This is a genomic window from Sulfuricurvum sp., from assembly GCF_028681615.1.
Classification (GTDB): domain Bacteria; phylum Campylobacterota; class Campylobacteria; order Campylobacterales; family Sulfurimonadaceae; genus Sulfuricurvum.
In genome coordinates this window covers 63,047-84,030 of the sequence record NZ_JAQUHV010000008.1, presented here as the reverse complement: position 1 = coordinate 84,030, position 20,984 = coordinate 63,047, and the positions used below count along the sequence as shown (strand labels likewise).

General features: G+C 41.5%; 14 protein-coding genes. 11 read left to right on the top strand and 3 right to left on the bottom strand.

Annotated features, from left to right (window positions below):
- The first annotated feature begins 589 nt into the window (after positions 1 to 589).
- Both PHE37_RS09125 and PHE37_RS09120 read left to right on the top strand, forming a co-directional pair.
- Positions 590 to 2,584, top strand: a complete 1,995-nt coding sequence (locus PHE37_RS09125; protein WP_299995385.1) for an EAL domain-containing protein — start codon at positions 590 to 592, stop codon at positions 2,582 to 2,584.
- Positions 2,585 to 2,592: 8 nt separating this feature from the next.
- On the top strand, positions 2,593 to 5,181 hold the full coding sequence (locus tag PHE37_RS09120; RefSeq protein ID WP_299995386.1) for a nitrate- and nitrite sensing domain-containing protein: 2,589 nt from the start codon (positions 2,593 to 2,595) through the stop codon (positions 5,179 to 5,181).
- 356 nt (positions 5,182 to 5,537) lie between these two features.
- Here PHE37_RS09120 and PHE37_RS09115 read toward each other — a convergent pair whose 3' ends face one another.
- Both PHE37_RS09115 and PHE37_RS09110 read right to left on the bottom strand, forming a co-directional pair.
- On the bottom strand, positions 5,538 to 6,332 hold the full coding sequence (locus tag PHE37_RS09115) for a DUF1566 domain-containing protein (RefSeq protein WP_299995388.1): 795 nt from the start codon (positions 6,330 to 6,332) through the stop codon (positions 5,538 to 5,540).
- On the bottom strand, positions 6,283 to 6,849 hold the full coding sequence (locus PHE37_RS09110) for a DJ-1 family glyoxalase III (RefSeq protein WP_299995389.1): 567 nt from the start codon (positions 6,847 to 6,849) through the stop codon (positions 6,283 to 6,285). Before PHE37_RS09110 ends, PHE37_RS09115 begins: the two co-directional genes overlap by 50 nt.
- Positions 6,850 to 7,013: 164 nt before the next feature.
- Between PHE37_RS09110 and PHE37_RS09105 the strand changes: the two genes are divergently transcribed.
- Positions 7,014 to 8,090, top strand: a complete 1,077-nt coding sequence (locus PHE37_RS09105; RefSeq protein WP_300008455.1) for a hypothetical protein — start codon at positions 7,014 to 7,016, stop codon at positions 8,088 to 8,090.
- Between the two features lie 16 nt (positions 8,091 to 8,106).
- Entirely contained in the window at positions 8,107 to 8,658 is a 552-nt protein-coding gene (locus PHE37_RS09100) for a DUF3617 domain-containing protein (protein ID WP_299995393.1), read from the top strand.
- Between the two features lie 48 nt (positions 8,659 to 8,706).
- On the opposite strand, the gene efp is transcribed toward PHE37_RS09100, so the two are convergent.
- On the bottom strand, positions 8,707 to 9,273 hold the full coding sequence (gene efp, locus PHE37_RS09095) for an elongation factor P (RefSeq protein ID WP_299995395.1): 567 nt from the start codon (positions 9,271 to 9,273) through the stop codon (positions 8,707 to 8,709).
- A gap of 202 nt (positions 9,274 to 9,475) precedes the next feature.
- Here efp and PHE37_RS09090 point away from each other — a divergent pair, with 202 nt between their 5' ends.
- The 7 genes from PHE37_RS09090 to PHE37_RS09060 all read left to right on the top strand — a co-directional run bounded on the left by PHE37_RS09090 (position 9,476) and on the right by PHE37_RS09060 (position 20,982).
- On the top strand, positions 9,476 to 10,825 hold the full coding sequence (locus tag PHE37_RS09090) for a TolC family protein (RefSeq protein WP_299995397.1): 1,350 nt from the start codon (positions 9,476 to 9,478) through the stop codon (positions 10,823 to 10,825).
- A complete protein-coding gene (locus PHE37_RS09085) occupies positions 10,825 to 11,610 on the top strand; it encodes an efflux RND transporter periplasmic adaptor subunit (RefSeq protein WP_299995398.1) in 786 nt (261 codons plus the stop codon). The genes PHE37_RS09090 and PHE37_RS09085 overlap by 1 nt, the downstream gene beginning before the upstream one ends.
- Positions 11,611 to 11,618: 8 nt before the next feature.
- Positions 11,619 to 13,208, top strand: a complete 1,590-nt coding sequence (locus PHE37_RS09080) for an efflux RND transporter permease subunit (RefSeq protein ID WP_299995400.1) — start codon at positions 11,619 to 11,621, stop codon at positions 13,206 to 13,208.
- Complete coding sequence (locus PHE37_RS09075) at positions 13,208 to 14,917, top strand: efflux RND transporter permease subunit (RefSeq protein ID WP_299995402.1); 1,710 nt, start codon at positions 13,208 to 13,210, stop codon at positions 14,915 to 14,917. Before PHE37_RS09080 ends, PHE37_RS09075 begins: the two co-directional genes overlap by 1 nt.
- A gap of 6 nt (positions 14,918 to 14,923) precedes the next feature.
- The gene (locus PHE37_RS09070; RefSeq protein WP_299995404.1) at positions 14,924 to 16,729 is read left to right on the top strand and encodes a flagellar assembly protein A; all 1,806 of its coding nucleotides are present in this window, start codon (positions 14,924 to 14,926) and stop codon (positions 16,727 to 16,729) included.
- A 61-nt stretch (positions 16,730 to 16,790) separates the two neighbouring features.
- Complete coding sequence (locus tag PHE37_RS09065) at positions 16,791 to 18,227, top strand: protein adenylyltransferase SelO (RefSeq protein WP_299995406.1); 1,437 nt, start codon at positions 16,791 to 16,793, stop codon at positions 18,225 to 18,227.
- 175 nt (positions 18,228 to 18,402) lie between these two features.
- Positions 18,403 to 20,982 (top strand): chemotaxis protein CheW, encoded by a 2,580-nt coding sequence (locus PHE37_RS09060; protein WP_300008453.1) that lies wholly within the window; start codon positions 18,403 to 18,405, stop codon positions 20,980 to 20,982.
- Positions 20,983 to 20,984: the final 2 nt, after the last annotated feature.

Genomic DNA, 20,984 nt, shown 5'->3' with positions numbered 1-20,984 from the left:
CTGAAGGGTTTTTGGCGATATAATCAAGAGCTTTTTGCCCATCATCGATTGATGTTACTTTGTATCCATGCTTATCTAAAACGGAACTGAGCAGTTGTTGATTAGTTGCCGAATCGTCTACACATACGATATGAAATGTTTTTTGATTAATATTGCTCATTTAATTATGCTTACTTAACTTTCATATATTGAGTTTTAAGGTAAATAAAAATGCCTAAAAATCGGTTTTGGAAATCATAAATTTACTCCACCAAAATAGACTTATTAACTATTATAACTTTGAAGTTAAAATATGTTGTTGTTAAATATAATTATAATACTAAAAGGTTTTAAAAGTGTTTTTACAAACTTAAATTTTGCATAAATTATATTTAATACTCAATTCGGATCTTATGAATGGAAAATGGATTCCACTCAATAATGGAAAAAGAGACTAGATTTAACAAACTATATAGAATAAATCTGAGTGAAAAGCAAAATAAAAAAATAGCCTTGAAAATATAAAGCTATAATTAAACATAATAAAGATAAAAATTAATCAATTATATTTTTATCTATTAATTATTTCTAAATATAAGAAAGGATTTGTATGAGTCATTTTCTAAATATCTCTCTTCTCTACGTCGAGGATGAAGAAGGGATCCGTAATTCAGTTGCCCGAACTCTTTCGATGATAACAGATAAGATAGCCACTGCAGAGAATGGTGTTCAAGCCTTGGAATATCTCAAATCCCATACGGTTGATCTTATTATCACCGATATACGGATGCCTGAAATGGACGGACTCAGCTTCATCGAAAAACTTCGACTGAAGGGGATCGATACACCGGTTATCATCACATCCGCATTTAATGAGATCGAATTTCTGAACAAAGCGATTGATCTCAAAGTGGAAAAATTTATCAATAAACCGATACGTGTTACTGATTTGATCGAAGTTATTAGCCGTATAGCCGAGATTATTGAGAATAAGCGGCAGCTTCGAATTCGTATACAAGAGCTTGAGCATTATCGTCAGGCTATCGATCAAACCAATTTTGTCATCCGTATTACAAATGATGGAACCATTATCGATATAAATAAAGACCTCAAAAACTATTTTAATAATCACTGCTGCATAAAGCACCCTTTGTTAACCATCAAAGATTTTTTTACTTCTGAAGTGAGTGAAGAGATACTAAAGTATTGCAATGATTATAAAGTATTGAGTAAAACGGTGTCACTTACAATGGATAATGAGCGTTATACCGTTTTATTTACCGCTTTTGCTTCTAGACTCGAAGAAAATAGTATCCAAGAAATCTCAATAATGATCAGTGATATTACCCCTGTTGTCAAAGAGAAAGAAGAGACGATCAATCGGCTCTATACTGACCCGCTGACAGGTCTTCCAAACCGTATCAAACTGTTTGAAGAGTTGGCCAAAAATGAATCGACTATGGCTCTTCTACTGATTGATATTGAAAATTTTTCTAATATTAATCATCTGTACGGTTTCGAAGCCGGAGATGAAATACTGCTGCACATGGCCCACATATTAAAAGATTATTGGCCGGATCAACGTCCTAGAACTCTTTATCGTACCGATACCGACCATTTTGTGATTCTAACCGAAAAAATGGCAAACTTTGAGCGCGATACGGCGGAAGATCTCGCACTCAAACTCATTAAACGGATCGAAAATGAGAATTTTGTCATTGCGAAGACTCTTAGCATCAATATCGGTGTCACCATGGCCGCCAGCTGTATCGGAGAACATGATCTTTTCAGTGAAGCATCGATGGCATTAACGGTTGCTAAGAGTCGCAAAGTACCGTTTATGTGTTTTGCCGACCTCAATGGAATTCGGGAGATGTTTAAATCCAATCTCATTATGCAGAATAAGATAAAAACCGCATTGAGTGAAGATCTGATTGTTAACTACTATCAGCCGATTGTAGATAGCAGTGGCTCGTTGGTTAAATACGAAGCGCTCGTACGTATGATAGATCCCGAAGAACCGAACAACATATTCACACCCTTTCATTTTCTGGATATAGCACGACAATCAAAAAACTATCCCTTATTAACCCGTAAAGTAATGACGAACGCATTTAGAGATTTTGGTGAGAGTTCTATTGATTTTAGTATTAATCTCTCTTTTGATGATATCGCCAATCCAGAAACCACAACTTGTTTAGAAGAGCTGTTTCAACGCTATCCCAAAGCCAATGTCACATTGGAGATTTTAGAAAGCGAAGGATTAAAAGATATTGATGAAACCCTCCGTTTTTTCAATTATATGAAAGGGTTTGGAGCCAAGATTGCTATCGATGACTTTGGAAGCGGATATTCCAATTTTGCCTATTTCTTCGACATGCCGCTGGATATCTTGAAAATTGACGGTTCTGTCGTCAAACGGATTCATGAATACCGGGGGTATCTTGCACTCGAGACGATTGTCAAGTTTGCCAACAACCTTGGCGTGAAAACCGTCGCAGAATTTGTCGAAGATGCGACAATTTTTGATAAACTGAAAACTCTGGGTGTTGATATGTTCCAAGGATACTATTTTGCTCAACCTAAACCTTTTGAGGCACTGTAAGGAAGCTGATGCGTAATTATCTTGCCCACTACCGTTTTAGTACAAAATTATTGCTGCTGATTGTTCCTCCTCTTCTTGTCATCGTCTATTTGACGATGGGCGATATCATGCGTCTATATGCCAAATACCACAAACTTGAAGAGATGGAACAATCGATCCAAATCTCAATCCAAGTTGCATCGCTTGTTCATGAAATACAGACTGAAAGAGGTATGTCAGCTGGTTATCTGGGATCAAACGGCGCACAATTTGCCAAGCAATTGAGTACACAACGCAAAAATGTAGATATTCAATATGATGCCCTTAAGGCACTGATGTCGCATTACAACAAAGCCGTATGCAATCCTAAAATAAGAGAAGCTTGCAACAAGCTCGATAAAATCGGAATGATACGCAACAAAATCAGCACCTACTCCATGAGTGTACAACAGGAACTGGATTTTTATACCCGTATTATTACCTTGTATTTAAATGACATATCCTCAATTTCCAAAGATTCCAACGACCCATTCCAAATGCGTGAAATTGCCGCATACGCAAGTTTCTTGAATGCAAAAGAGCGGTTGGGAATCATACGTGCCATCGGTGCCAATACTTTTGCACACCACCGGTTTGAACCGGGGATGCGTACCAAACTCACGATGACAGTCGCTGAAAAGAAGCTCTACCTTTCCTATTTTTCTACGTATGCAAGTAATAAATCGGTTGCTATTTTTAACCAGACCATGGAAACGCATTCTTTTAGGGAATTGAGTCTGTTGGAAGAGATGCTGATGGAAAGCAATAATGATGCTGTTTTTGACATCAATCCGGAAGTTTGGTTTGATCTCATTACTCAGAAGATGGATGTCATGAAAAATATTCAACAATCGCTTTCCATCCAAATGATCAATTATATCAATATGGAACGTTCCCAAATCTATCAGAATCTGTTAGTTACTTTTGCATTGTATATACTTATGTTTGGGGGAATTTTTGTCATTGCCGGGTACATTTCTAAAGAACTCTATGTAGAAAACAATGATCAGCAGAAAATTCTTTCTCAACAGAAGAAGATACTGCTGATGCATGAGATGATCGACAACAACGTTATTACATCACGCACTGATCTTCATGGGGTTATAACCGATGCTTCCGAAGCATTTTGCCAGATCAGCGGTTATAGCAAAGAAGAACTGATCGGGCAGAGTCACCGTATCATCCGCCATCCGGATATGCCGTCTTCACTTTATCAAGAGTTATGGGACACCATTCAAGTAGATCAAACATGGATAGGCGAGATCAAAAACCGCAAGAAAAACGGGGAGTTTTACTGGGTTAAGGCGGTGATCTCGCCGCTTTTTGACAACAATGGAATCAAGATCGGATATAGCGCTATTCGCCACGATATTACCGATGAAAAACTTCTTTCTGAGGAAGAGGAAAAGCTAAAAGTTTTTTCATTGCGGATGACTTTAGCGTTACAGGCAGGCAATGTCGGTATCTGGGAGTGGGATTATGCCAGTAACACGTTGATATGGGATGATAGAATGTATGAAATATATGGAATTGAACCATTACAAAAAAGCAATCCTTATACGATGTGGAGTAATGCGATAGATCACGATGATAAGCCTAAGGTTGAAGAAAATTTGAACAATGCAGTCAAAAATAACGGCGAATATTGTGCGGATTTTTGGATCACTACTCCTAATGGAGAGAGACGCTATATACGTGCACTGGGGAAAAATGAAGTCAATCAATCGGGTGTTGCTTATCGCATGGTTGGTATCAATATGGATATTACTGAACAAAAACATACGGAAGAGCATCTGAATGAATTGGTAAAAAGAGAGACTTCTAAACGTCTTGAACAGGAAAAGCTTCTTATCCAGCAATCTAAACTTGCCGCTATGGGGGAAATGATCAGCATGATCGCCCATCAATGGCGTCAGCCGTTAAACGCGGTGGGTGTGCTTTCACAGGAGATCCGGCTCAAATACCAGTTTAATGCTTTGGATCAAAAAGAACTCGATCTTCTCAGTGAAGAGATTCAGAAATATTTAGAGTATATGTCAAAAACAATTGATGATTTTCGAAACTTCTTCAAGCCATCCAAAGAAGTCAAATCCTTTGATGTCGTCAAGGCAATAAATGATTCGCTAAGTATTGTGGGGAAACAGCTTGAAAATCATAATATTGAAATTATGCTCGATGCAAAATGTACGGATAATTCTATGGATTCTTCTCAAGCGTATGTTCTAACCGGATATGAAAGTGAATTTAAACAAGTGATCATCAACATCATCAACAATGCACGTGATGCAATTGATGACCATGTAAAAAAAGCTCCTATACAGCATAAATTTATTCATATAAATGTGGTGCGTTCAACAAATGAGATAATTATCACTGTAACCGACAATGGAGGGGGTATTCCAACAGAAATGTTGGATACAATTTTTATTCCTTACATCTCTACTAAAGAAGAGCAGCAGGGAACAGGATTGGGCCTCTATATGTCCAAGCTTATTATCGAACGTAATATGCGCGGGCAATTAAGTGCACGAAACACACAGTTGGGTGCTGAATTTAAAATTGTTTTACATGTAAATTGATGCAGTCAGTAGGGGTCGGTTCAGGAAACGGAAAATATAGCACGCTAAGCTAAAGTGATATGTCTAAGCGGCCTGAATTTGCCTTCTTTGATTTTGATAATACACAAATCAAGTATTTTTCGCATATTCTATTCCTCTCATAAACAATAGACAAAGCAGTCATGTTAATATACGAAAAACACTGTCGAAATTATTTATATACGGAAACTAAAAAATTAGGTTTTCCGGCATAACGGATTTATCTTAAATACAGAAAAATAGATTATAAAGGCAAGGATTATAATATCTGAGATTCATACTTATGTATGTTTTCTATTGTAGTACTAAGTATTTATTAATTTACACATTGCAATATACTATTCTATTTCTTCACTCACACACCGCACATGCACCGATTCTTTTTTCGGTGCGGTTGCGATACCTCCGAGTTTGAATCCTACGACGTACGCTTCTTTGTCGTTCAAAAAATCGCTTGTCCAGTAATACCGCTGCATCATGACTCCGAAAAACTTCATATCGACCGTAGGGCGGGCAAACGCGTAATCGACGATACCGTAGAGTTCATCCGTAGTCGGCAGACGCCATGAACGCCCATAGAGGGTAAGATTGCTGCACATCTCTTTGGCATCATCATACGTATATTTGACCCGTTTATCGGTTGCGTCGAGAGGAAGCCACGTAATTCCGGAATACGGATCGACAACCCCTTCCGGTGTAATACGATACTCTCGTATTCGTTGAGCTTTTACTTCATTCGTACAGGCTGCTGAGATACGTTTCCAACCGGGAGAGAGGGTAATATTACGCTCTTTGGGATAAAAGCTGTACCCGAGCATCGGGATAATGCCGCCATCTCCCTGACTCCCGGTTCCGATCTCTGTGTTATCGGCAGCCGTTTGATCCGACGACCAATAACTGTATCCGGTATTAAACGGGGTGGTTTTTGGAAGATGATAAATCTCTTCAATACTCATCAAACGCCACCCGCTTCCAAGCGATCGACAATACTCTCCTGCAGCTTCTTGGGTAAAGTCTTCACTTGTAGACAAATGAATCTCTCCCCACACTGCCGGAGTGATTAAAATGAATGAAAGGAGCGCTTTAGAGAGTTTCACAATAACCAGCGAGAAGTCCGTCTCGAACTTTTTCATACGAAGCTTTTCCGACAAGTTTTTTCACAATGGCAAGCCCAAAGCAAATTGCCGTTCCCGGACCGCGTGAGGTCATCACGTTGGCACTCTCAACAACAGCATGCTTATCTCCCTGAAATCCGGATACTTCGATCTCTTCTTCAATGCCCGGATAGCAGGTATACCCCTCTTTAAGGACTCCGGCCGCATTCAGTGCAAACGGAGCGGCGCAGATAGCTCCGATATTTTTCCCTTTGGAATCCATCTCTTTGAGCAGGTTTTGAACCGTTGCATCGGAAGCCAACGCTTTTGTGCCGCCCCAACCTCCGGGCAGAACGATCATGTCGAGATCATCGGCACTTAGCCCTTTGATCGGACGGTCTGCCTGCATAATAACCCCATGTGCCCCTTTGACGGAAAGTCTTGCATCCAGTGACCCCATGATTACCTCTATCCCACCTCGACGCAAAATATCTATGATACAAATTGCTTCAATTTCTTCAAATCCTTCAGCTATAGGCACTAAAACTTTTGGCATAACAACTCCTTTTGATCACTGTTTTTAATTCAATTTATGTAATGTAAAACAACAGATAGAACTATATTTTTGTTTTAGAAACAATTAATACAATACTTAATACAATTAATTAAGTGCATAACTGTATTCTAATGCATTGTTCGTAAATATCCAAAGGAGAGATGATGAAAAAAGTATGTGAATATTCAAGATTGCTTTTTATCACGATGTTTTTGCTAACAAGTATTTCAGCTTTTGCAGCAATTGAAGAAAATCAAGGTTTATTTCACCAGCGGATAAAACTTTTTACCGGTTCTGAAGATGATCCCTACGTCGCCTATTTTCCTATAGAAGTAACACAGCCGGGACGAATCGATATCCGGGCAAAAATCACGAACTATGACAGCGATAAAGTTTATAAACTTGGGGACATTCCTTTCGAATGGGCGTTGGTGGATTCTCGGTTTTTCGATGGCAAAAAACCGATAAAACCTAATGAATTTCAACAATTCATTCAACAAGTAAATAAATATAATCCGGCCGAATATCTTGCCGGAGATGAGATACGTACCGTCGCAAAAATCGTAACAGATGCCCCAAAAGCTGTTAAAACAACTGTCAAATCACTTTTGGGATACAAAAAAAAGAAAAAACAGCCTCCTGTGTATTTGCATAAAATATCTGAAAATTTTGAATACGCGGATTTTGCTGAAAACCGCCGCATACCGTTTTTTCACGATGTCAATTTAAATGAATTGGGGGAAACCCAAGGGATGTATTTTTTAATCCTAAAAAATACCAGCCATTCTCTCACGCCCGAGTTTGAAATCACTGTTTCTTTTCCGGGGACCCAGCAATCTGTAGACGAAGAGTTCTTAAAATCCAAGGACCTCGGCATCACAAATATCAGCGTAAATGAAAACAATCAAATCACGGTTACGCTCAAAAATATAGGAGAAGGTGTAATACCAGAAACTATTTATAAATCTAAAGGCAAAAGTGCAGTTACCCTTTTACTGCAAATCGACGGCAAAAATTGGGGTGGACAGACATTGGAAGGATTAGATCCTGAGCGCAAATTAGCAAAATCCGGCGCTGAAGTGACAATGGTATCGAATGCCAAAATCACAAAACCGACCAAAGTAACTGCAACCTTAGTCATACCGTCCTTTAAAGACGCTAATCTTCAAAACAACACATTGAGTAAAACACTTGATATACAGCCGACAAAATTACAACCCGTATATCAAATGCGTCAATAACCCTAAAGGATGTATTATGAACTCTAAAATAATATCCGGTTTATTCCTGACAACGCTGTTAGGTTTGCAGTCTCTTCATGCCGAAACCACTATTCGGCCTGGAGTATGGGAATACACATCTACTATCAAAAGTCAAAGTGGCGAAATAGAAAAATCTATGGCTCAAATGAACCGGCAAATGGCATCACTCCCGCCTGAGCAACGTAAAATGATGGAAAAGATGATGGCTTCGCAGGGTGTTACACAAAATGCCAAAGGGACCACAGTGAGAGTCTGCGTCACAAAAGAAAATACCAAAGAAGGTTTAATACCGCCATCAGATGGACAATGCCAGCAAAAAGTTCTTCGCCGCAGCGGAAATACCGTTTGGTTCAAATTTACCTGCAAAGGAAATCCTCCGAGTACAGGAGAGGGGGAATTCACTTTTGTTGGGGATAATGCGTATAAAGGTAAAACAACTATACGGACAACGTCAGAAGGTAAAACAGAAGTTATACAAATGGATCAAACGGGGAAATGGATTTCAAACGATTGTAAAAAAGTCAGCAGTATTCCGACAAAGAATTGAATTTAAGCCGAAAAAAATAATTCCCCGTACAAAGCGGGGAAAAGATCTTTATTTTACTTTTTCCATGTATTCACCCTCAACGGTGTTAACACGAATAATATCACCCTCAAGGACATGATAAGGGACTTGAACCACTGCACCGGTTTCAAGCGTAGCCGGTTTTTTAGAAGCACTTGACGTATCGCCTTTGAAGTTCGGCGGAGTTTCAACGATTTTAAGTTCCATGATTTCAGGTGCTTCGACACTGATTGCATTGCCGTTATGAAAGATCATTTGAACATTGGTACCGTCTTTGATCCATTTCATTGCATCTTCGCATTGTTCGTACGTAAGACCGAGTTGTTCATAGCTCTCGTTATCCATAAACTGAAGCATTTCACCGTCATCATACAAAAATTGCATTGTTGAATGCACAAGATTCGGTACTTCGAATTTATCACCTGCATGAATGGTTTTTTCGATCACTTTACCGTTCAAAAAACTCTTTACTTTACAACGGACAAACGCCGCCCCTTTACCCGGTTTAACGTGTTGAAACTCGACGACTTTATACGGAACGCCCGTAATCTCCAAACGTACACCTTTTTTGATATCACCCATACCGACTGTTGCCATCAGGAAACCTTTTACTATCTTTATTTGTCCGAATTTTACCCGAAACTGCGTCAAATTTCAAACTTGATGTAACTTATGGTATTATCTTAACCATTAACACCTCCTTGTTTAAAGGGTTTTTAGCTCGGTTCAATTCGTTAAAGTGTATAATATTCCTTATATATTTAATTACAATCACAAATACATCACAAGGATTATGTTTATGACAGCCCTTTCACGTGTCTTCAGCGCATCGCTCTTGATCGGTTCATGCCATCTCATGGCTTCGGGCCTTTCGCTCCCTGCCGCGTTGGAAATTTTAGAAAACAACAACCTTGAAATCCGTTCTGCCAATCTCGACGTCCGAAGTGCTTCAAGTGATACGGCAATCGCAAAAGGCTACAATTACGGCTCACTCGATTTTACCGAGACAGCAAGCCGCTCAAATGATGCAGGAAATGTTTTTGGCTTTAAACTCAGTTCACGGGAAGCAACATTTAGAGATTTCAGTGCGGATGAGTTTATGGCAGGTATCGGATATGATACACCACCTAGTCGTTTAAATTATCCCGGCTACCAAAACTATTTTCAAAGCAAACTGACCTATATGCTTCCTCTTTACACAGGAGGCAAACTCAGCGCGTACAGTGATATCAGTGAAAAGATGGAAAAGATCAAAAAACTCGATGCAGAACAGATGAAAACTGAAAAACGCTATGAATTGCGCAAAAGCTATTACGATATGGCACTCCTTCAAAACAGTCTCGATCATATGAAAATAATCCATAAAAATATTACGACACTGGAACATACTACCGATATGATGATCCAAGAAGGGTATGCCAAAAAAGTCGATCTTCTCGAAGTAGAAGCCCGAAAGGCGAACGTTGAGCGCAGTATCACCGAAATGGAAGCGAATAAAAAGCTCCTTTACCATTACATCAGCTTCCTTTTGAATGAAAATGTCACTGAAATTGAACTCCCGAAAAAAGATTACCCCTCATCAGCCGTCAGTGAATCAGACGTATTGGCAAACAATACCGATTTGCAAAAAGCGTCTCAAGGGTTGGAAATCCGTGAAAAAATGGTTGATGTGGCCTATGCCCCTTTTCTCCCTCAAATCGGTGCATTTGCAGAAGCTTCCAGTGCAGATAATACATTCTTAGGAAATTTTAACGATCATAAAGCGTTTACGATCGGTGCAAAACTCAGTTGGAATCTCTTTAACGGTGCAATTGATAATAACAGCCTCGAAAAAGCCCGTATCGAAAAGCTTAAAACCGTGACACAGGTAGAACTCGCCAAAAAAGGGATTGCGCTACAATACGACAAAATCCGTACCGAAATCGAGAGCCTGAACTCTCAAATTACCAGTCTTGAAAAAGAGTTGGAACTTTCCGATCAAATCTACAAAAATTACGAGGGACGGTATCACGAGCACCTCGCATCGATGAGCGACGTGATCATCAAGCAATCACAGCAAATCGAAAAAGTATTAAATTTGCAAGCGGTTAAAAATAAACGTAACGAGCGTATTTTCGCTCTTGAAAAACTAAGTAACGGAGTTAAATAATGAAATTTTGGATTACCTCTCTCGCCCTCGCCTCAACACTCAGTGCAGCAGGACTCAGCCTCTCCGGAAGCGTTATCAGCGATAACCAAAAGATGATTACCAGCCGTAATATGGGCTTTGTCACCAGTGTTAATGTCTCAGAAGGTTCCCGTGTCACTAAGGGACAACTTTTGTACACTATCGATTCCAGAGAGATCGATTCGGCTAAAACGCAAGTAGAACTCGGCATTGCGCAAGCCGAACTTTCCCTCCAAATGTATCAAAATCAATATGCCAATTTGGAATTGAATTTGGAACGCAACAAACGTTTGCTTGCACAGGATATGGTCTCTAAATATGAGGTGGAAAACCTCGAACTTTCTAAAAAGAATCTCCAGAATATGATTGAAATCGGACAACGACAGGTCAATCAAGCCAGAGCACGGCTTAAAGAGGTCAACAATCAGTACAATTATTTGAATGTCACCGCTCCGAATAACGGTGTTGTCGTCGCCAAAAATATCAAAGTGGGTGAAATGGCAATGCCGGGGATGCCCGCAATCGTACTATCGGATTTAAATGCTCTCAAGATCGAAGTAGAAGTCGCTGAAAACAATTTACAGATGGTGCCGATCGGACAAAGAGTCAAAGTCACTATTCCGTCTGTAGGATTTGTAGGAATCGGAAAAGTAAGTGCCATAATACCGAGTTCAAACCCTATGACCCACTCCTTTAAAATCAAAGTATCGTTCAATGCTAAACAAACCGTTTATCCCGGAATGTACGCTACTGTCGATATCCAGTAGGAGTCCTGATGCACATCCCTCACTCTTACCAGCCTAAAGACTCTGCCGGAAAACTCGCAAAGGCTTTTTTACGCAACCCACTAACGCCGATTCTCGGGATATTTCTCCTTGTCATCGGATATATGGCGCTAATGTTGATGCCGCGCGAAGAGAATCCCCAAATGGTGGTCAGCGGTTCCACGGTTATCATTGCCCTCCCCGGAGCAACTGCCAGTGAAGTCGAAAACGTTATCGTAAAGCCGCTTGAGCGCAAACTCAAAGAGATCAAAGGGGTCGAACACATCTACGGTATGGCCATGGATAACGTCGCCGTTATCAACGCCGCATTCTTCATCGGTGAAGCCAAAGAAGACTCGAATCTCAAAATCTACGACAAAATCATGCAAAACATGAGCATTCTTCCCAAAGGGGCCATGCAGCCGATCATCAAACCGCTTGACATTGATGTCGATATCCCTATCGTGTCGGTCGCCTTTTATTCCAACAATCCGAAAATGGATCCGACCGTACTCTACGATCATGTCAAAGAGATTCAGCATCACATCAACGGTCTTCCCAACGTCGCCGTAACCGACATTAAGGGAGCAAAAAAACATCAGTACAATGTATTGGTCGATATGAACCGTTTAGCAGGTTACAACCTCTCTCTCGGTCAAATCGTTCAAGCAACCCAATCGTTGGCGTATAATGTTCCTGAAATCAAAGGAAAAACGCAAGACAATAAAATTGTGATGATCGGGGTTCGTAACGCAATAGAGAGCGTCGAAGACGTAGGCAACATTATTGTCGCCCAATACGGCGGTTCGGCAATCTATCTGCGTGATGTTGCAACCATTTCCAATGGTCAGGACATCCAAAACTTTAAATCAGCTCTTGTCAGCGTCAAAGGTGAAGACGGGAAATTCTCTCCGTTGAAAGATCAAGTAACATTGACGGTATCGAAACTTCAAGGGACCAATGCCGTTATTATCGCTGAAGCGGTCAAAACGGAACTCGAAAAATACAAAGAGCAAATGAAGAGTGAGGGGATCAGCTACGTCATCACACGAAATGATGGAGAACGTGCTAACGAAGCCGTTAACGAACTCGTATTCCATCTGATCCTCTCGATCGTGATTATCGCTATTTTGTTGGTATTCGTACTCGGCTGGCGCGAATCGTTGATCGTCACCTTTACCGTTCCGGCGATTTTGGCGATTACCCTCTTTATCGCCTATCTGACCGGGCAAACGATCAACCGGATCACCCTCTTTGCCTTTTTGCTCAGCCTCGGGCTTCTGGTCGATGCGGCGATTATCGTTATCGAAAATATTCACCGCCACTTCCATGCACCCGGTGCAGCGGATCGGGATGCCGATGAATTGATGATTGAAGCGACCGATGAGATCGGTGCTCCGACCAATATCGCGACTTTGGCGATTATCCTTACGATGGTTCCGATGGCGTTTGTCGGCCAAATGATGGGTCAATTTATGAAACCGATTCCTGCCAATGTTCCGGTAGCACTCGTGGCATCCTTGTTTGTTGCCTATATTTTTACCCCGTATTTGGCAATACGATTGCTGAAAAAACCCGAACACCACGGAGACTCTCACTGATGTATAAAAAATTTGAAAATTATTTGCTTCTTATTCTCAATACCCCATCCAAGAAAAAAATGGTGTTATTGGGAACCCTTTTGGCCTTTATTTTATCGGTAGCTCTCATACCGACTAAACTCGTATTGGCAAAAATGCTTCCGGGGAAAAATAACGATACCTACACCGTTTATATCGATCTAGCAAACGGCAGTTCTATCGAACAAACGCGCCAAGTGAGTGAATGCGTTGTCGGAGTATTACAACACGAAAAAGAGGCTTTGGATACCGAGGTATTTTTAGGAAGCGGTTCACCGCTGGATTTTGCCGGACTTATCAAAGGATCTCACTTTAAAAACAGTGAAAATGTCGCTGAAGTAGTTGTCAACCTGACCAAAAAACATAACCGAGATGAACCTTCCTATATGATGGTACAACGTCTACGCCCTGTTATCGTAAAGCAATGTGAAAACTTATATCCTCAAACCAATATCAAATTTATCGAACCGCCAGCCGGTCCTCCGACAATGGCGGCTATCGTAGCCGAAGTATACGGAAACAAAGCCGAAGGGATTCGTCACCTGAGTGAACGCATCGAGGGAGTTTTCCGTAAAACAGACGGCCTTGTCGATATCGATATTATGCAAGATGAAATTTACGATAAATTCGAAGTTCGTGTCAATACCGATAAAATTACAAAATCCGGATTAAATGTAAAACAAGTCAATGACATTCTCTATCTTGCATTCGAAGGAATGGGGATTGCTGTTAAAAACTCTCAGAGTGCAACCGATCAAATCCCTATTTTCTTGACCTTGACTCCTGAAGGGAAAAAATTTGCATCGCGTGATAAAACGTCGGTTGAAATGAAACTTGCTAGTCTCAAATTAATGAACCAGATGGGAATGATGGTTCCTATTACTGAGATTGTCGATATCGTACCGGTCAAATCCAATCCGATGATTATGACAAAAGATCTCCATCAGATGACAAACGTCGTTGCCGAAACCGATATGGTTTCACAGGTTTATCCTTTGATGGCGGCACGCAACGTTATCCTTGACACGTTTAACGACGAATATGAAATTACCAAAACAGGATTGTTCAACCTTCAGCTTATCGACAAAAAAACCAAAGATGTTTATGATCTTAAATGGGATGGCGAGATGAAAGTGACACTCGACACCTTCGTCGACCTGGGCGGTGCGTTTATTGCCGCATTGGTATTGATTTTCCTTCTGATGGTTGTATACTACAAAAGTTTTGTCATAAGCGGAATTGTATTATTAGGAAGTTTCCTCTCGATTATCGGAGTTATTTTCGGGCATTTTATCATGAATATTTTTACCGCCGATACGTTCTTTCTGACGGCAACATCACTGATCGGATTTATCGCACTGATCGGTATCAGTTCACGTAATTCTCTGTTGTTGATCGATTTTACCAAATCATTGATGCTGGATAAAGGGATGCATAAAAAGGAGGCAATTGCTTATGCTACCGCTACCAGAGCGAAACCTATTTTCCTCACTGCCGCTGCCATTATCCTCGCTTCGACACTGTTAGCAAGCGATGCGGTTTTCGGAGGGCTTGGCGTATCATTAATTTTTGGTACAATAGCGGCAGTCATCGCATCGCTCATTGTTGTACCGGTTCTAATCGATAACTCCGATTTGGAACGCCATTTTAACTTTCATGAGCGCAAAGCAGTATCAATATTGGAGCCTTAAGCCATCGTGAATACGCCTGTTATTCTAATATCAACCAATGTTATGAATGATTTGCTGAGCGTAGCAAAAGATCAGAGAATCCCTGCTGATGGACTTGATTTCGACCTTCTCTCCTACGAAACCTATTATAAAGGAACCGTAGATGAAGAGTGGCAGCATCTGATCGGAAATAATCTTTTAGAGAGTACGACCGAAGTCGAAATACGATCCAGTGTATTTTTACTTCGACAAGAGTACCAGATTCGTATTCGAAAATTAACACCTCATCCTTATCTGGATCTACGCTTCACTATCGCTACCGACAAACACAAAACCAAAGCGGTTGCCATCATCGATCCCCGTTCCACGATTCCCCTTAAAAAAGGGGTACAGGAGTGGATCAAAGATGCCATCATGCGAAAACAGCTTCGACATAGGTTAATGATCGGCATTTTTGATGTCAATATAGATCAGGAGATTAATCGTCTTCTCCTAAAAATTCAAAAAGAAGGCCCTCTAAAAGAGCCCTATCGTCTTCCGATATCCGAATGTTTTCCGCCTGTTCAACCTATCAGTGATAAAGTACTACTCCACTATAAAGAACTCAGCAAAACCAATACCCTTATACACGGGGTTCAACCGGGTGATTTGATTTTAGAATACATTTTTCCGAAACACGGGCGTGACGGACGCTCTTGCGACGGTGAACATATCGAGGTAGATGAACCGAGTGTCAAATATGCCAAATACATTGTGATCGATGAAAAAACCATTACCTCTCAAGAAGACTCCGCCAGTATCCGTTTTTATGCCAATGCCTCCGGGTATATTCAACGCCATAAAGGTATCTTTTCGATTTCGCATGAGCTTCAAATCGAATCTGCCAGCTTTAAAAAAACGGGGTCCATCGAAGCGGGAATCGACAAAGAAATTTCACTCAAAATCAAAAAGAAAGTTTCCAACGAAGACTCCATTGGATCAGGGGTCAATATCGATGTTCAAAAACTGGATGTCAGCGGTACGGTAGGAAGCAATTCGAATATTCAGGCTTGTGAAGTCAATATCGGTGCCCAAACCCATAAAAAATCGCAGATTAACGTCACTGAAGTCGCCACTATCCACCTTCATCGCGGCAATCTCAAAGCCAAAGAGGCGAATATTGACATTTTGGAAGCAGGGAAAATCGAAGCGGAAATTGTCCGTATCAAAACGATGGTAGGGGGGGAGATTGTCGCCCACAAAGTGTACATCGACACCCTCCATTCCAACGCCAAAATTACGGCACTGGAACTTATCGAAATACAACGTATCGAAGGGGGAGGAAACAACCTCATCATCAATCCGGACGGTATCGAGAGCTATCATGAAAAAATTGCATCCATGGAAATGAATATTCGGGATAAGACTTCTCGATTACAAGAACACAGTAAAGAATTTATTACAAAACAACTTTCTTTCAAAGAAAAAAACAGCCGTATAAAACAGTTCCAACTGCGGGTTCTCGAAGCTCAAAAAAATGGAAAGGAACCCACGAGAGGAGATGTTGTCCGTTTGATGCAGTACAAAGCAGAAGCCAATGCACTCAAAGAGTTTTCCGAAAAACTAAAAGAAGACGAACTTTCTCTTCATGCTTTGCGTGATGAACTCGAAAAAATCTATGCTGCCGATATTCATGCTGAAATCATCCATCATAATCTCTATAACGGGCATAACCGGGTTGTATTTATCGATCCAAAAACGCATCGTGAATATGCCATCTCACCTGAGGGAAAAGTGACCCATATACGATTGCGCCAAGTAGGGGACGAAAAAAAACTTCTCTTAGAATCCTAAAAAAAACAAACTCCTTTTAGAACACACCGTGGGTTTTAACTTCTTACGGTAAAACTCTTCTATGAAATTATCCAACCTAACCCTCAGCACCCCTTATTTAGCACTTGATCCAATCTTCTACCATGAAGTTGCACCTACTCCTCTGCATAATCCGCGTCTTGTCAGTTTTAATCCGGAAGCCGCCAAACTCTTAGGTCTTGATCCGGCTCACCTCAGTGATAAAGAACTCGAAAAGCTTCTCAACGGGACTTTATTGTTAGAAGGCTCACGCCCCTTTGCCATGTGCTATGCCGGTCATCAATTCGGCTACTACGTCCCGCGTCTCGGCGATGGCCGTGCCATCAATCTAGGATGTGCAAACGGATGGAACCTGCAGTTAAAAGGTTCTGGACAAACCCTCTATTCCCGTCAAGGAGACGGTCGAGCCGTATTACGCTCATCCATTCGCGAATATCTCATCAGTGAAGCGATGCACGCTCTTGGAATTCCTAGTAGTCGGGCACTGGCATTGATCAGTTCTGATGAAAAAGTAGCTCGGGAGAAATGGGAACGGGGTGCGATCGTATTGCGTTTGGCTCCGTCATGGATACGGTTTGGAAGCTTTGAATATTTTTTTCATACCAACAAATACAAAGAACTTGAAAATTTAGCCGACTTTTTACTCCAAGAATCGTTCCCGCAGTTTGTCGGAGTCGAAGACGGCTATCTCAAAATGTACGCTGAAATTGTCAAACGAACCGCAGAGATGATCGCACACTGGCAGTCGGTAGGATTTAACCACGGAGTCATGAATACCGATAATATGTCGGCCATCGGCATTACAATCGATTACGGTCCCTTTGCCTTTATGGATACTTTTGAAAGCGGATACATCTGCAACCATACCGATACGCAGGGACGATACAGCTACGATAATCAGCCCAATATCGGATACTGGAATCTTGAACGCCTCGCCCACGCCCTCTCGCCGCTCATACCTCATGCAAAACTCCAAACAGAGTTGGAGAAGTACGGCAGTTATTTCACGACCCGACTTATGGAACTTTTGCGTGCAAAACTAGGTCTGGATACACCTCAGGAAAGTGACGGCGACCTCTTACGAACACTCTTTTCCGTCATGGAAAACGGACGCATCGATATGACCCCGTTTTTTCGAATTCTAAGCCGTTATGGGGGTGACCGCGAAACTCTGCTGGCATTGACGCTTGCACCGAATCAGCTACATGAGTGGCTTGATACCTATGATATACGTCTTACACAGAACTCTCTCACTACCTACGAACGTCACACGCAAATGCTCCGTACCAATCCAAAATATATTCTCAAAAATTATATTCTCCAAGAAGCGATAGACGCTGCGGAAAAAGACGATTTTACCCTTGTCAATGACCTGCTCATTTTGGCGCAGAACCCTTTTGATGAACATGAAACGTTTGAACGCTATGCCGGAGTGACCCCTCGGCAACACATGAATCTAAAACTGAGCTGCTCCTCTTAGGGGGCAGTATTTCATCCCTTTCCAAGCAGTATATTAATTAAACAAACACTCCGTAATCAAAATGTAATTAAATAAATAGTGATTATTTTTTGATCAATACAGCTCCTGATTTTTTTCAATACCCCTTTATACTGTCACCGTTATTCAACCTAAATTATTTTGTGCAGGAACATTTATGCAGCGCAGTCATCTTATCGGTTATATGCCCGACGTCCAAAATTTTGAAAAAAATATGAATACCCTCTCAGGAAAATGGGATTTACTCACGCTTCTGGGATCAATGTCCAATATAGGTATGGACACGAGTGAAACACGCAAAGCGTTCGAAGACTTACTTGATGAGCCTCTAAAACGTCTGATCGAAGAGACCTTTAACAAAAGTCTCAATGAACTCGAATCCAAAGCACAAACAGCGATTGATATTCTGATCCGAAATCTTTTCGAGCGTACCGCCGATATCGGTTTTCTCGCTACCGATGATGATATCCGCGATTATCTCCTCTTTTTGCATTCGGCCGATATGACCGCCTCCGAAGAGATACGCGAAATCAAAATCAAGAAAAAAGAGGCACTTACGGAACGATTTGCGGAATACGTATCCAAATACAGTGTCTATGAAAACATCATTCTCCTCGATCTAAAAGGGAAAGTGCTTGTGCAACTCGACACGGCTAATCCTGTCACATTTTCAAAAGATCCTCTGATCCAAGAGTCACTGCGAACTCATCAAGGATATGTCGAAACCTATCGCTCAAGCGATCTTACCCACCATAAACCCTCCCTCATCTATTCTTATCGTGTCTGCAACCCGGATAATGATGAACCGTTGGGCGTATTGTGTCTGATTTTCCGATTTGAAAATGAGCTCAAAAGTATTTTTAACAAACTTACCCGTGATAATCCCTATATCGCACTCGAACTGCTCAATCCGTACGGAGAAGTCATCGCCTCATCATCAGCCCATCATGTTCCGGTCGGTTCACATCTGCCTCCTCGCAACAATGAAGATCAGCAGACCTATTATGCCGGCTTTGAATACCTCTACAAAGCCGTTAAAACCACAGGTTATCAGGGATACAACGGTTCGGGATGGATCGGACATGCAATGGTACCGCTGCACTTAGCGTTTCGCACCTCTTCGCGCTCCACATTTTTAAAAAATGATTTGTTCGATACCGTAGCCAATGCCAAAACCTATTACCCCCAAGAGCTCCAAGATATTTTGGCAAAAGCCAAAAAAATCCAAAGCGAACTCGATATTACGGTCTGGAACGGAAATGTCCAGATCGCTAATTCGGCCGGTCACGAAAGCCCCTTTACCAAAGCGCTCCTCTCAGAAATATCCAAAACCGGGGAAGAGACAAAACGGGTTTTCGATCATACCGTCGCCAACCTAAATACGGCAATGCTGATCCAACATCTTGAAGCGTTAAAATTTCAATCTTCTCTTGCAATCGACATTATGGACCGTAACCTGTATGAACGGGCGAATGATTGCCGATGGTGGGCATTGACAACCACCTTTCGCGAATCCCTCTCACATACACATCCGAGTCATGAAGAACGGGAAAAGATGAATACGATTTTAGAGTATATCAACGGTCTGTATACCGTGTACAGCAGTATGTTTATATACGATCGCGAAGGGACTATTATTGCGGCCTCCAATCCGTCTGATCATTCAATCATCGGGAAAAAAGTCGGCTATTCATGGGCACTTGAAACACTTGACCTTAAGACAACACAGGATTATGTCGTTTCAGCATTCGAGCCGAGCCCTTATTATGCCAACCGTTCCACCTATATCTATAATGCCTGCATCCGCAATTTCAATGAGGAAAATGTCGGAGGGATCGGAATCGTCTTTGATGCGGAATCTCAATTTGAAGCGATGCTGCACGACACTCTCCCAAAAGATGAAAATCATCTCATCCCGGAGGGGATGTTTGCCCTCTTTGTCGATCGCAGCGGGCGCGTCATCTCATCCACATCGTCAACCATCAACGTAGGAGAGGTTCTCCCTCTTCCGGTTTCCATCTTGGAACTGACTCCGGGACAAAGCGATGCACAGATACTCCCGTATAACGGGGTCTATTACGCACTCGGCGCAACCTGCTCAAACGGATATCGGGAATACAAACAAAGCGACGGCTACGATAACGATCTTATCGCACTTCTCTACCGTCCTATCGGTGAAATGCAAGTCCTTGTAACTGAAGCCCCTGCACAGCGTGTCTACACCTATCCAAAAGCAAACGGCACCGAAGAGACTACTGAAATCTCTACCTTTTTCGTCGATGGATCGCTCTTTGCAATCGAATCAAAAAATGTGGTCTGTTCACTTTCGCATCAAGAACTCACTTCAATCCTGCACGCCAGTGAATACAATCTCGGTGTCATCAGTTATGAGAAACGGATGATTAGCGTTATTTCACTTGCCAAATTGCTCGGAAAAGAGAAAAAATATGACAAAGAACGCGATACTGTCATTCTGGTAAAAACAGTGCTTGAGAAACAGGTCGTTTATCTGGGATTGGCCGTAGATGCTATTTACAGCAGTCCCGAAATCCCGATCCGCTCTATCAGCCACTACAGCAATATCTTGAAAAATGAAAATTCGCTGACCAAAGCGGTCATCATTCCCGATCGTGCTGAAGATTTCGGAAATGAGATGATTTCGATCCTAGACATTCCGAAAATTTATATGCAGCTTATACAGCCCTACTCGCACCCGATGCATAAAGTGATGGCGTAAAC